Below are 13,059 nucleotides of genomic sequence, written 5' to 3'. Positions count from 1 at the left end.
CCTCCTACGGTTTGCTTCATCAAGCCATCAACCGTGGGAGTTACTTTACTACCTCATCGCTCAAAGCTTTTCTGGTCGCACTGGTCAAACCAGTGGCTTCCCTCATATATTCAGTGAAGGAAAAATAGCATGAAACCAGATTACCTGATCGTAGGCAGTGGCTTGTCAGCATTGGTATTTGGCTCGCTCATGGCAAAATCCGGTAAAAAAGTCCAAGTTTTGGAGGCTCATGAGTATCCAGGCGGCTTTGGTCACACGTTTACGATGGCAAAAAAGTATAAGTTTAATGCACAACTACACTATGTTTGGGACTGCGGTGAAGGACAAACCGTAAATCGGGTGCTGAAAAAACTGAACTTAGAGAAAGATGTGACTTTCGAGCGGTACGATCCTAACGGGTTTGACCATATGAGAATGCTAGGTTACTCGCTGGATATTCCCTCAGAATCCCAGGAGTTAATCCGAAGGCTTGCCGATCTGTTTCCCAAAGATGCCGATCGCATTCATAAATTTATTTTAGAAGTCCAAAAGACAAGTGAGGGATTGCAGAAATTATCGCCCCCCTTGATTCCTACTGAATTATTCCAGCATTTCGGTCAAGTCTCCTGTGCCTTAAAATATCTCAACAGTACGCTGCAAGATGTTTTTGACAAATTCAAACTGCCTCAAGAGGCACAAACACTTTTAGCACTGCAATGGCCTGATTTTCTACTACCTCCAAATCGGCTCTCTTTTTACGCTTGGGTTATCTTATTCACTGGATATCAAAAAGGTGCTTTTTACCCAACAAAGCATTTTGAATATGTCATCGATTCATTGGTTAAGATAATTGAAGAAAATGGCGGCGAGATTTTATTTAATCATGAAGTCACTAATTTTCTAGTCACAAATAATAAGGTAATTGGAGTCCAGGCAAAAGACGCGATCGCGAATCAAATTCGTGAATTTATAGCCGAAACAATTATCTGCAATATGGACCCTAAAAAAGCTGCCCAGATAATCGGAGCAGAAAAATTCTCTCAGAGGGTACGCCAGCGGCTAAATTACGATTATTCTCCTTCTAACTATATGGTCTACTGCGTTGTGAAGGATATCGATCTAAGAGACTATGGGTTTGGTAAATGGAACACCTTCCATACAGGTCATCGGGATTTGAATGAAGCATTCAATCTGATGTACGAGCAGCACGACTTTTCCAATCCTAGTTTTGCCATCACAACACCTACTTTAATGACAGAGGAGCAGCGCGATTGTCCAGAAGGATGTCAAATTATCGAATTTTTGACTGTTGCCAACTACGATTACTTTAAACACCTGAGAGATACCGATAAAAAGGCTTACAACCAGAAAAAAGAGGAAATTTTAGATTTTATCCTCGACGCAGCTGAAAAAAACTATATCCCAAATTTGAGAAAATATATTGTGTTCAAAATTACCGGAAGTCCCACCACGAACGAGCGATTTTGCTGGTGTCCGCAGGGGAATTCCTATGGTTCCAACCTCACGCCTCGCAATATGGGAATTGGTCGGCTGAATCACAAAACATCTTTAAAGAATTTCTATTTTTGCAATGCTTCATCCGGCTATCCAGGCTTTGCCGCTACATTTTGGACGGGGGCAATCTTATATCAAAGATTGTCGGGCGATTTGATTTTAGGAAATAGTTAAAAATCTTCAAAGCTCATTTATGAAAACCTCCCATGAGTTGACGGTGAAATATGAGAATAGCAATTATTGGAGGCGGAGCAAGTGGTCTAGTCACGGCATACCTGCTCGATAAAAAGGGGCATCACGTCACGGTTTTTGAGAAACAACCGACTTTGGGCGGACATATTCGGACAGTTAATAAAAATGTTAAGCCCAATCGCTCTGAGTGCGATCGCATTTTGGAATGTGGTGTCCTTGAATTTCCGGTGGCGTTTCACAACTTTCTGAATTTGATGCAAGAATTAGAGGTTGAATTAGAACCCGTTTATATGGCTTCAGCTTTATTTCTGAAAGATGGTCGCCGCTTTCTGTCTGGTTTGGCAATCCAAAAAAACTTTACAGGAATTCAAAGAGCGATCGAATATTTGAGACTCGACACTCTTTATGCCCGTTCCGCTGGACTATGGGTAAAAATGCGATTTGCCCAAATGCCAGATTTATACAATCGGTCAATGTCATATTATTTGAAACGACAATGCATCCGAAATTGCTGGCTGAAATTACTGACAATGTATAGCTACTCAATGCCCTTTGAGTCAATCGATGATTTTCCGGCAGAACTAGCGATTCCTGCCTTACGAAATTATATCTTTGTCAACTGGGTCAGAATTAAAGGTGGAGTGTATTCTTATATTGAAAAAATTCTGGAACGCTTTCGGGGTGAAATCTTGCTCAACGTCAAGGTGACAGCAATTTCTAGAATAATGAATTCCGTAAAAATCGAACTTGCGGATGGTATGACGCAGATATTTGACAAAGTGGTTTTCGCAACGCCACCCGACCAAGTGATGAAGTTATTAGCCGATCCAATTAGTGAAGAAATCAAACGGTTTTCAGCATGGCAGCAAAACCAGGCGCAAACTGTTATTCATACCGATACTTCGATGTATGCTAAATACGGGATCGAGAAATTTTCGGAATTTGATTTTTTTCAAACTGAAAACGGATGGGGATATAATGCTTATCTCAACCTACTTTGCGGCATCTCATCATCTCGGCAATACAGTCTGGCGTTTAATCTGGAGAATGCGATCGCCAAAGAGAAAATTCTTCACGTTCAGGAACATCACACGCCGCTGTATACTGTCGAGTCCTTTAGATATAGAGATGAAGTTAACATGACAAATGGTGAGAACAATACTTATCATGCGGGCGCTTATCTTGAATGATGGATTGCATGAAGGTGCGATCGCTTCTGCAATCGCGGTGGCTCAATTAATTGGATAGTTTTCAGGCTTGCTTAGCGGTTAGCTATTAGCGGTTAGCTGTGAGAAAGTCATGAAGTTTTATTTCCTGAGTTATCTAGGTAACTAAGAGTGCTAATCGCTAAACGCTCATCGCTAAACGCTAAGTGCTAATTGCTAATTGCTTTCCATGGAACACGCAGATCTACTCAAACCAGAAGGATTTGAAGAAATCGAACATACTGCTGATTGGGCTTATCGAGTTTGGGGTCAAAGTTTAGCAGAATTGTTTGTGCGGGCAGCACAAGGACTTTACTACCTTGTCGGGATGCAGCTAGCAGCAGAACCACAAGTTGTACGAGAGATTCATCTACAAGGTGTGGACAATGAAAGTTTACTAGTTGCCTGGTTGAACGAACTGATCTACATACATGAGAGTGAAAATCTAGGGTTCGAGCAAATAGAAATTTTGCAGCTTGATGGAAAAACTTTATATGCTAAAGTAACTGGCTCCCCCACCCAGCAGTGGCTCAAAGATATTAAGGCAGCAACTTACCATAACTTAGCAATTCATTCGACAGAAACAGGTTTTGAAGCGACACTAGTATTAGACGTTTGAGATCGAGGTATCTGAGATCGACTGCCGGATGCGGCAGAGTTACTGGTATGCCTGCAAGGGCGCAGATAAAATCCCTGGATGCCGCACCGAGGAGGGGATTATGGTTAACAAGCAAGATTTCCACCGGATTAATAATTACATTTGGGAGATCCCCACATCTTTCCATCCAGCCATGAAAGTTCCGGTCTGGGTCTTCGCCGATGAGGAAATCCTGGAAGATGCTTTAGGAGATCTATCTATTACTCAGGCTGTCAATGTTGCCCAACTTCCTGGTCTTGTAGGTCACGTTGCCATCATGCCCGACGTACATCAGGGATATGGGATGCCAATTGGTGGTGTCATGGTATCGCGAGTACCCGACGGTATTATCTCCCCTGGAGCTGTGGGTTATGACATCAACTGCGGCGTGCGGGTCTTGGCTGCTGAAATTGATTATGAAACAGCAAAGCCTTTCATGGGCGAGCTGGCGAGCAGTCTCTATCACAACTGTCCTAGTGGTGTGGGTGAACAGGGCAGCATACCTTTGTCGATGGAGGAACTAGACGCAATCTGCCGGAAAGGTTCTCGCTGGGCACTGGAACGCGGATATGCCACGGCAGAAGACCTAGCTCGCACGGAGGAGTTTGGTTGTCTAGAAGGCGCTCAGCCGGAAAATGTCAGCCAGAGAGCAAAGGAACGGGGAAAAGGGCAGTTGGGGACTCTGGGCGCAGGCAACCATTTTTTAGAAGTCGATGTAGTTGAGGAAGTTTTTGACCGCGAGGCAGCTGAAGCAATGGGATTGAGACAAGGTTGTCTAGCAGTCCAAATTCATTGCGGTTCTCGCGGCTTTGGTCACCAGATTTGTACCGATTACGTCCAAGAATTTCAATTCGCAGCGATCCGCTATGGCATCCATCTTCCCGACCGAGAATTGGTTTGTGCCCCGCTTGATTCTCCAGAAGGACAAGCTTACCTAGGAGCAATGAAAGCAGCGGCAAACTATGCCTTTGCCAATCGTCAAACTCTGGCTCACCACGCTCGACGGAGTTTCCAAGAAGTGTTTGGGACTCCAACCGGACAAAGTCACCTCCGGCAGGTTTACGACATTGCTCACAATATGGCGAAGATGGAAACCCATCGCATCGAAGGTCGGGAAATCCCAGTCTGCGTGCATCGCAAGGGAGCAACACGAGCCTTTGGACCAGGGTTTGCCGGATTACCACCGGAGTATCGTTCTTTGGGTCAACCCGTTTTAGTGCCTGGTTCTATGGGTACGGAGAGTTGGATTCTGTTGGGGACGACAGCGAACGAGGAACTTTCCTTCGGTTCGACTTGCCACGGGGCAGGGCGAGTCATGAGTCGCACGAAGGCAAAGCACTCCGTACGGGGCGATCGCCTGCGGCAGGAATTAGAAAAATCGGGAATCAGCGTCCGCGCTGGCTCGATGTCAGGGCTAGCCGAGGAAGCCCCTCAAGCTTATAAAGATGTCGAGCGAGTCGTTGCTACCGTCAGCCACGCTGGCATTGCTCGTCAAGTCGCTCGCCTACGACCTGTTGCCGTCATCAAAGGCTGATTAGCCCGCTAGATGCAATCGTTCTTCCAGGTACTTGTGTAGGCGCTCTTGACGAAACAAGCGCCGTGCGTATGCTCCAGCTGGGATTTCTTGTAGCTCCTGGCTGACTGCCGCCATTTGACTCGGTAACTCGTGTAACCCAGGTAACCTGACACTATACTCAGGAGTCGCCAAGATTGGAGCTGCGAAACAAGCAAAGCTGAGATCGGCGGCGGAAAAGCGATCTCCAACTAAGTAGCGCCGTCCATCCGCCAGCCGATCGCTTACCATCTCAAATATGCTCTTAATTGTGCCAAGGGAACTGGCGGCTGAGTCTGCCGTAATGTTGTAAATCCGTCGAGCAATAGAGCGAGCGATGGGAAAGGCTATAGAGAACAATGCCTGTTCGACAAGCGGTGTTCCCTCGCCCCACAACCGCCGCATTAATTGCCAATCGTCGAACACGTAAAAGTATGCCCAACATCGGATACTGGGACCTAGCTGTGTATCGAACAAAGCGGCAAGTTGCTCTACCTCGTGACGCAGTTGCGGATCGGTGGGGTAAAGCTTAGCTTCTCCCGAGGCGATGCGATCGAGATAATGCAATATGTCAGTCGAGTCAGTAAAAGTACCCGCCTCGGTTATTAGAATGGGAACGGAACTGCCGCCAGCTTGACTGGTAGCTAATCGGTGGATCGGCGGTACATGGCGCTCTTCAATATAGGGAATATTGAGTCGCTCCAATGCCCATCTTGCTTTTTCGCAGTAATGGCTGACTGGGATAGTGATGAGGCGGAAAGCTGGTTTTTGTGGATACTTCTGCATAGATATGATTCAATTAGCGACGTTTAAAGGCGCTGTATGGCTCTCACCTCTGGCTCGGCGGAGTGGCTCAAAATTGTCCCAGTGACTTGCTGAAGATCTGCTAACGAGTCACCATAACTCCACCAGACAATCGTACTGCTTCATACTCAGGCAAGCCATCGCTAGCAGTTGCCAGTGACTCGTAGACGGCTTCAATCGGCAATGCCCAAACTGGTTGATGGAACGATGCCATACTTTCCAGACCTCGTGCTGCATTCGATTGTATAATATTGTCGCACGTGTCTGGTGTTGCCCTGCCGATCGCCAGGAATTTATGAGGAAAAGCGATCGCGGTTGCATTTTGTTAGGCTAGCGACTACTTGTAAGATGAGATAGGAAATGCCAAAAGCAGAGCAGAAATGTTAATTCAGATCGGCTATGAATTGCTTTGGGATGTGCCTTCACCTGCACCAACAATCGTCAAGCTTTATTTACACCCCTCACAACTGCCGCGCCTGAAACAGCCCGAATGCGTCACAGTTGAGCCAGAAACTCCGATTGAAGAATTTGTGGATGAGTTTGGTAATCGTGCTGGTCGCCTGATTTTACCAGCAGGACGAGTACGATTGTGGAATCACGCTATTGTTGAAGATAACAATCGACCAGAGCCAGTCAATCCCCATGCTCGCCAACATGCTGTGGCAGATTTACCGCTAGGGACATTACCATACTTGCTAGGCAGTCGCTACTGTGAAGTCGATTTGTTGTCGGAGATCGCATGGCAACTCTTCGGTCAAACCCCGCCAGGATGGGCGCGAGTTCAAGCTATTTGCGATTGGGTACACGAACACGTGCGCTTTGGCTACGAGTATGCCCGTCCTACCAAAACCGCTTATGACGTGTATACCGAGCGCACTGGAGTCTGTCGAGATTTCATGCATTTAGCCGTCACCTTTTGCCGTTGTTTGCACATTCCGGCGCGTTGTGCGGCGGGCTACCTCGGCGACATCGGCGTTCCACCTTGTCCCTTGCCAATGGATTTTAGTGCGTGGTTTGAGGTGTACCTGGACGATCGATGGTATGCATTCGATGCTCGTCACAATATCCCCCGAATTGGACGTATCCTGATGGCAAGAGGTCGCGATGCCGTGGATATTGCGTTTGCGACTTCCTTCGGTTCAGTCAATTTAGTAAAATTCACGGTTTGGACTGATAAAGTGACCGAGGAGAAGTCAGGAGTCAGGAGCCAGGAGTCAGAATGAATACTGTGCGACTGCTCCTGACTTAATCGGTCACAAGAAGAGCGAATTTATTCGTGGAAGACAAGAAAATGCGCGCATCTTTATTGAAACCCCTGTTTTCAAACATGGGGTTACTCCTGACTCCTAGCTTCTGGCTTCTGGCTCCTTTCATTGAGGATATCGCAGTTAATTAAAACGCTTGCATCCATTGAAAAGCAAGGATATTCAAGAAAATGCCGTTGACAAATATAATGAGCATCAAAGCAATCTGATACCACTCAATTGGTTTCACAGTCAGGTCGAGCGCCGCATGTAAGAAATTCATCACAGTGTAAAGTGCTGTTAAGCCAAAATGGATAATTCTGTAGGGCTGCCAGTTAATCAATGCTGTTGCCGCGATCGCGATCGTGGGAATGGCATAAAAGCCCAGCATCAACCACGGATGGGACGCAGGCATTTTTCCTTTAGCACCAGGCATAGCAACGCTTTGACCGTATAGCATTGGCATCATTGCCAGTTGGCTGTGAAAGACCATGCCAAACAGAAACACTGCCCAAAGGGCGATAATTTTTGCTTGAACACTTAGATCGATCATGGTGTCCTCTTCAATCTAAATCTGTCAGCAGCGATCGCACTTGAATGAGATTTTGAGGCAATGCACTTCTTTTAATATTATCACCAGCGATCCGGAATATATGCTATGAAAATCAGTTGATTAAACGATCGATAATAACTGAATTAATTCTGCCAAATCCTCTTGAATAAATCACAGTATTTGCAATCGAAGCACATGCAATACTCGTTTGTAAATTTCTTAAAAATTCTTAGTACTGGAGCAATCTTTGCAGGTATTCAAACAATCTGAATAGTAGGCAAATCTTACCCCATAAATTAATTTTACTAGGTTAATTAGTGGAGTAACATATTTGTTACAAAGACTTATTGAGTGCCAGTAATAACTATCATTATCTTAGGGCGATCGCTCAATCTCCGATCGTTAAAATTGCCAAAATCTATCTCATACTTCCTCACAAGGGCAGGCGAACAGAAGACAACCTCGATCGCGAGTGCGTCCCCGCCCAGTTGACTCACCCAGTTGACTGAAGATCCTGATGTTTTCTGCCTCATTGAAAATGACAACGGGAGTAGCGACGGATGGTCAATTGCTTTTACGTCCTCCTAGCTATGCTTTTATTTGGGGTGATGCCACTGGCTGGTTGCCAACAGCGTCCGACACCTAAAGCTAGTGTCGAACAACTGCACGTCATGGTGAGTATTGCGCCACAGAAATATTTTGTCGAGCGGATCGGCAACGGCTACGTGATAGTAAACGTGATGGTTCCTCCTGGGGCTGAACCGCACACTTTTGAGCCGAAGCCAGCCCAACTAAAAGCACTGAGCCATTCCAGTGCCTACATGCGAATTCGGATTGACTTCGAGTCAGCCTGGATGGGCAAAATCAAAGCAGCAAATCCCAAAATGCTTGTCGTAGATACAACCCAGGGGATCGAGCGAATGCCAACGACAGCAGGCTACCAAGAAGGAGGGAAAGCCCGTACTGACAAGAGCGACAACCTCGACCCCCATATCTGGCTTTCGCCTCCGTTGGTTAGAATTCAAGCGCAGACGATCGCTAACGCCTTGATGCAGCTCGATACGAAACACAAGCAGGTATATCAGGCAAATCTGGAGCGATTCGTCGCAGATATCGATACGCTGGATGCTGACATTCGCAAGTCACTACAGGGAGTAAAGCACCGCAAGTTCATCGTCTTCCATCCCAGTTGGGGCTACTTTGCTCGCGATTACGGACTGGAGATGATTCCGATTCAGATTGGTGGGCAGGAGCCTAGAGCCGCCGAACTAGCGACTCTCATTACCAAAGCTAAAACAGAAGACATTAAAGTGGTCTTCGCCGAGCCGGAGTTTAGCACGCAGTCGGCAGAGACGATCGCCAGGGAAATCGGCGGGGAGGTGCTGCTGCTCAATCCGCTATCACCTGATTGGCTGAATAACCTGCGTACTGTCGCCGATACATTTGCCAAGGTATTGAACCAGGACAGAAGAATTCAGAATTCGGAAGTCAGGAGTCAGGAGTCAGGAGATAGGAGACAGAAGACAGAAGTGTTAGGCTCACTACACCCCACACCCTACACCCTACACCCTACACCCTACACCCTATTCATCACTCACCCCTCACCCCTCACTCTCTAGCCACCAGCCACTATGAAACACGCAGACATAACAGACACGCAACTGGAGGCGATCGCAATTCAGCACCTCTGGGCTGGCTACGACCACGAGATGGTGTTGGAGGACATCAACCTTTCAGTGAAGGAATTGGACTTTATCGGGCTGATCGGTCCAAACGGGGGTGGCAAGACGACGCTATTCAAGGTGCTGCTGGGGCTGTTGCCACCCATGCGGGGAGAAGTACGCATCATGGGCATGAATGTCATCAAGGGGCGGCGTTACATTGGCTACGTGCCGCAAACAGTGGAATTCGATCGCGACTTTCCAATTAACGTCTGGGACGTGGTGCTGTTGGGGCGGCTGGGGAAACGGCGATTGCTACAGCCTTACACTGCCAAAGACAACAAAATTGTGGCGGAGGCATTGCGTAGCGTGGAGATGCTGCATCTGGGCGATCGCCCCATCAGCGAACTTTCTGGCGGACAAAAAAAACGAGTCTACATCGCTCGCGCCCTAGCAACGGAACCCAAAATTCTGCTGTTGGACGAACCGATGGCAAGTCTCGACCCCCATGCAGGCAGTCACATTGCCGAAATTCTCAGACAGTTGAACGAGCGGATGACAATTTTGATGATCTCGCACGATATCAGCGCGATCGCCTCGTGCGTCAAAACTGTGGGTTGCCTGAATCGGCAATTGTTCTATCATGGCGAAAAGCAAATTACGCCCCAGATGCTAGAGTTGGCGTACAAATGCCCTGTTGACTTAATCGCCCACGGTGTGCCGCATCGCGTCTTTCCAAACCACGCGATCGAGGAGGAACGGCAATGATTGAGGCGTTACAGTTTGACTTCATGCGTAACGCGCTGGTAGCAGGCGTGCTAGTCAGTATTGCCTGTGGCGTTATCGGCACGTTTGTCGTGATTAACCGGATTGTTTTCATTAGTGGTGGCATTGCCCACGCAGCCTATGGCGGGATTGGACTGGGGTACTTCTTCAGATTTAATCCCGTGCTGGGCGCGGTGATCTTCAGTTTGGCAGCAGCGTTAGGGATGGGCATCGTGCAACGCTACACCCGACAGCGAGCAGATACCATTATTGGTGTGATGTGGGCTATTGGTATGGCTATCGGGATTATCCTTGTAGACTTAGAGGGGGCTATAAGGCAGATCTGATGAGCTACTTGTTTGGCAGCATTTTAGCGGTTTCCTGGCAAGACCTGCTGATTATGGTGTTACTCGACGCGATAATTGTTGCCTTGTCGGTATTGTTTTACAAAGAACTATTGGCAATTTCGTTTGACGAAACCTTTGCTAAGGTTGCCAACGTGCCAGTAGACGCGATCTACTTAACTCTCATGTGTACGATCGCGCTGACTGTCGTAATGATGATGCGGGTGGTAGGGTTGATTATGACGATCGCCCTGTTAACGATGCCAGCCGCCATCAGCGGACTATTTGTCAAAGATATGAAAAAGATGATGGGATTGGCAAGCATCCTAGGCATGGTTTTCACCACGGCGGGGTTGTGGCTATCGTACTTGCTCAATCTCACTTCTGGCGCGACGATTATTTTAGTGGCTGGGGTTGCTTATTTGTTGAGCGTGGCAGTGCAGCCATTACTACGTCGCATTCGTGGCGATCGCTTCTTTGCCAAGCGATAGCGACTTTGTTAACAATCGATGCTCAGGATGATGGATTAAATCAGGAAGAGGGTCTTCATCTTCAAAATCAAATGCAGACAATTCTTTTTGGCGATCGCGATATTGTTCCAGTGCGCGCCCTGCTGCTTGGGCAAAGTCTCGATCTAAAAACTTTAGAACAAATAGACTTTTTGGCTAAAGACCCCCTCGTGGTAGCGGCTGGCGAATCTGGTTGCGCGGCTCTTTTTCATTACGGTGCAGTTGTTTTATACGGTCTTTCTCCCCTAGAAGAAGCAATTTTTATTAATAATCTCAGAGATTTCACTATTGTTCCTTTTGCCTCTCCAGAAGTAGAAAATGTCGAAATTCACCGCGATGCTAATAGTACGGGGACAGTAGAAGGTGACATTATCTTTTTGCCAGATTTCGATCTCAAAAGTTTGCAAATCTTGGCAACTATTCTTGCCAAGAGCGTAATTCTGGCTTACTACGAGATTCAGATTGCTAGTGCTTTTGAACGTATCGAACCTTTTGCAAACCGCTTACAGCACTCTTGTTGGGGCAAACAGCAAGTAGGAGAATTACTGAAGCAATTGGGTAATGCTCTAGCCGTGGAACACAAAATGGTTGGTCGAGTCCAGGTAATCGATAAGCCAAAACTTCTTTGGGAATATTCCGAATTAGATCGCTTTTACTTGCGACTGGAAAAAGAGTTTGAAATCCAGCAACGACAGTTAGTATTGGAACGCAAACTAGCACTCGTCTATCGTACTATCGAAACATCACTGAGTTTGCTTCAACATAATACTAATTTGCGCGTGGAATGGTATATCGTTATTTTGATTGTGGTAGAAATATTTCTGTCCTTGTACGAGATGATTTTCAATCGTTAGAGTGCCAAGCCTCGCGATCGGGGAGATAAAGCTGGAATCTCAAGGATTAAAAATTTAAGTCATCGATCGCATCTTGCTCGCGATGAGTTCGAGAAAATTGAGCAAATTGTATTTTATAATAGACATCTCCAATATAGTATATTATAGGGTAGAAGAATATTAAAATAAGTTTTTTACAAGAAAAATGAGTAATATACTGAGTTACATTGAATTGAATCCTCAAGAAACCCAGAGATTGATAGGTCTGAAACACGAGCAGTTACAAATATTAGTCAAAAATGTCACGAGATTACACAATGAAAAACAAGCTTTGTCAGAAGCTAAGAAAATTAGAATTATTACAGATGGAGGTGGTAGAAAACCTAAATTATCACTCAAATAACAAATAATTTTAACTTTAGTTTATCTCCGGCATCTGACGACATTTCAATTGCTTGGTATCCAATTTGGGGTAAGTGAGTCTACCGCAAATGATACCTTTAATTATTGGTTGCCACTCTTGGAAGAATTATTACCATCTAGTTTAATTGAATATGACGACTTTTGCCGTGCTATTAAGAAAAGTTTGGAGGTTGAGAAATAAAATTTAACTTTATAGGTAGGGTAGTGAGCGATCGCAGTAAATTTCATCAATAACGCAACTTTTTATAATAAAAAACTAATAACGAATTCATATAAATCTCAGTAATTTTATTAGTAATAAAACAAATTTAATCGTTAATAACAATTGGATTTACTATTGTTTGGCAAATTAATAGATGCATAATGCTAACAGCAGAAGCCTTGCTATCTTCATCTGAATTTTTAGCCCGTTCCTCAAGTAGAAGATCGTTCCTGCTCCAAATCCTTCTCCTGAAATTTCTGCTCGTACCAATTCATTAAAGGGGTAGCACTCGTTCCATGCAAAACTCTGGAAACTTCGATAGCGATGTAGACAATCCAAGCTAGCCACTCACCTAATTCTGGGGTCTTCTGTAAACCTTCTCCACAAGCATAAAATAGATAGTACAAGGAGCCGATTCCTCGAACCCCAAACCAACCAAATAGCCAGCGCTTTGGTGCAGGAAAGTGACTGCCAATTGGGTATTGTCAACTTAACCCAAAGATAGAATAATCGTACTGATTCTGCTTTGTTCACGATTCCTGACCCATGTACTCCCGTCATCGATTCCCCGGCGAAATTATTAGCCAGTGCGTGTGGCTTTACTACACTTTTCCTTTGAGCTACCGGGATACCCTTGAAAA

13 protein-coding genes and 3 pseudogenes are annotated in these 13,059 nt (G+C 45.8%); 12 read left to right on the top strand and 4 right to left on the bottom strand.

The window, feature by feature from the left end; all coding sequences use genetic code 11:
• The first annotated feature begins 129 nt into the window (after positions 1-129).
• From ACRC32_RS21340 to ACRC32_RS21325, 4 genes and pseudogenes are all read left to right on the top strand, one after another.
• On the top strand, positions 130-1,668 hold the full coding sequence (locus ACRC32_RS21340; RefSeq protein WP_438555849.1) for a phytoene desaturase family protein: 1,539 nt from the start codon (positions 130-132) through the stop codon (positions 1,666-1,668).
• Positions 1,669-1,718: 50 nt separating this feature from the next.
• Positions 1,719-2,934 (top strand): annotated as a pseudogene (locus ACRC32_RS21335) (FAD-dependent oxidoreductase).
• 147 nt (positions 2,935-3,081) lie between these two features.
• A complete protein-coding gene (locus ACRC32_RS21330) occupies positions 3,082-3,510 on the top strand; it encodes an archease (RefSeq protein WP_438555848.1) in 429 nt (142 codons plus the stop codon).
• Between the two features lie 100 nt (positions 3,511-3,610).
• Complete coding sequence (locus tag ACRC32_RS21325) at positions 3,611-5,062, top strand: RtcB family protein (RefSeq protein WP_438555847.1); 1,452 nt, start codon at positions 3,611-3,613, stop codon at positions 5,060-5,062.
• Here the strand turns inward: ACRC32_RS21325 and ACRC32_RS21320 are convergent, their stop codons facing one another.
• Complete coding sequence (locus ACRC32_RS21320) at positions 5,063-5,866, bottom strand: glutathione S-transferase family protein (RefSeq protein WP_438555846.1); 804 nt, start codon at positions 5,864-5,866, stop codon at positions 5,063-5,065.
• Positions 5,867-5,966: 100 nt separating this feature from the next.
• Positions 5,967-6,098, bottom strand: a complete 132-nt coding sequence (locus tag ACRC32_RS21315) for a hypothetical protein (RefSeq protein WP_438555845.1) — start codon at positions 6,096-6,098, stop codon at positions 5,967-5,969.
• Between the two features lie 166 nt (positions 6,099-6,264).
• Between ACRC32_RS21315 and ACRC32_RS21310 the strand changes: the two genes are divergently transcribed.
• Positions 6,265-7,107 carry a transglutaminase-like domain-containing protein gene (locus ACRC32_RS21310; RefSeq protein ID WP_438555844.1) on the top strand — a complete coding sequence of 281 codons (843 nt, stop codon included), beginning with the start codon at positions 6,265-6,267 and terminating at the stop codon, positions 7,105-7,107.
• Between the two features lie 169 nt (positions 7,108-7,276).
• On the opposite strand, the gene ACRC32_RS21305 is transcribed toward ACRC32_RS21310, so the two are convergent.
• Positions 7,277-7,681 carry a hypothetical protein gene (locus ACRC32_RS21305; protein ID WP_438555843.1) on the bottom strand — a complete coding sequence of 135 codons (405 nt, stop codon included), beginning with the start codon at positions 7,679-7,681 and terminating at the stop codon, positions 7,277-7,279.
• A 347-nt stretch (positions 7,682-8,028) separates the two neighbouring features.
• On the opposite strand from ACRC32_RS21305, the gene ACRC32_RS21300 reads away from it, so the two are divergent.
• The 6 genes and pseudogenes from ACRC32_RS21300 (at position 8,029) to ACRC32_RS21275 (ending at position 12,397) form a co-directional block, all read left to right on the top strand.
• On the top strand, positions 8,029-8,190 hold the full coding sequence (locus ACRC32_RS21300) for a hypothetical protein (RefSeq protein WP_438555842.1): 162 nt from the start codon (positions 8,029-8,031) through the stop codon (positions 8,188-8,190).
• Positions 8,191-8,241: 51 nt separating this feature from the next.
• On the top strand, positions 8,242-9,300 hold the full coding sequence (locus ACRC32_RS21295; protein WP_438555841.1) for a metal ABC transporter solute-binding protein, Zn/Mn family: 1,059 nt from the start codon (positions 8,242-8,244) through the stop codon (positions 9,298-9,300).
• Between the two features lie 12 nt (positions 9,301-9,312).
• On the top strand, positions 9,313-10,110 hold the full coding sequence (locus ACRC32_RS21290; RefSeq protein ID WP_438555840.1) for a metal ABC transporter ATP-binding protein: 798 nt from the start codon (positions 9,313-9,315) through the stop codon (positions 10,108-10,110).
• A pseudogene (locus tag ACRC32_RS21285) lies at positions 10,107-10,942 on the top strand (metal ABC transporter permease). The gene ACRC32_RS21290 and the pseudogene ACRC32_RS21285 overlap by 4 nt, the downstream one beginning before the upstream one ends.
• 71 nt (positions 10,943-11,013) lie before the next feature.
• Entirely contained in the window at positions 11,014-11,814 is an 801-nt protein-coding gene (locus ACRC32_RS21280; RefSeq protein ID WP_438555839.1) for an RMD1 family protein, read from the top strand.
• 430 nt (positions 11,815-12,244) lie between these two features.
• Positions 12,245-12,397: a transposase family protein gene (locus ACRC32_RS21275; RefSeq protein ID WP_438555838.1), complete on the top strand. Its 153-nt coding sequence runs from the start codon at positions 12,245-12,247 to the stop codon at positions 12,395-12,397.
• Between the two features lie 233 nt (positions 12,398-12,630).
• Here the strand turns inward: ACRC32_RS21275 and ACRC32_RS21270 are convergent, their stop codons facing one another.
• A complete protein-coding gene (locus tag ACRC32_RS21270; protein ID WP_438555837.1) occupies positions 12,631-12,825 on the bottom strand; it encodes a hypothetical protein in 195 nt (64 codons plus the stop codon).
• Between the two features lie 139 nt (positions 12,826-12,964).
• Between ACRC32_RS21270 and ACRC32_RS21265 the strand changes: the two are divergent.
• Positions 12,965-13,059: pseudogene (locus ACRC32_RS21265) on the top strand (IS6 family transposase); the annotation flags it as partial.

Source organism: Chroococcidiopsis sp., from assembly GCF_051657925.1.
Lineage (GTDB): Bacteria > Cyanobacteriota > Cyanobacteriia > Cyanobacteriales > Chroococcidiopsidaceae > Chroococcidiopsis.
The sequence above is the reverse complement of the archived record's forward strand: the minus strand, read 5'-3'. Positions and strand labels throughout refer to the sequence as shown.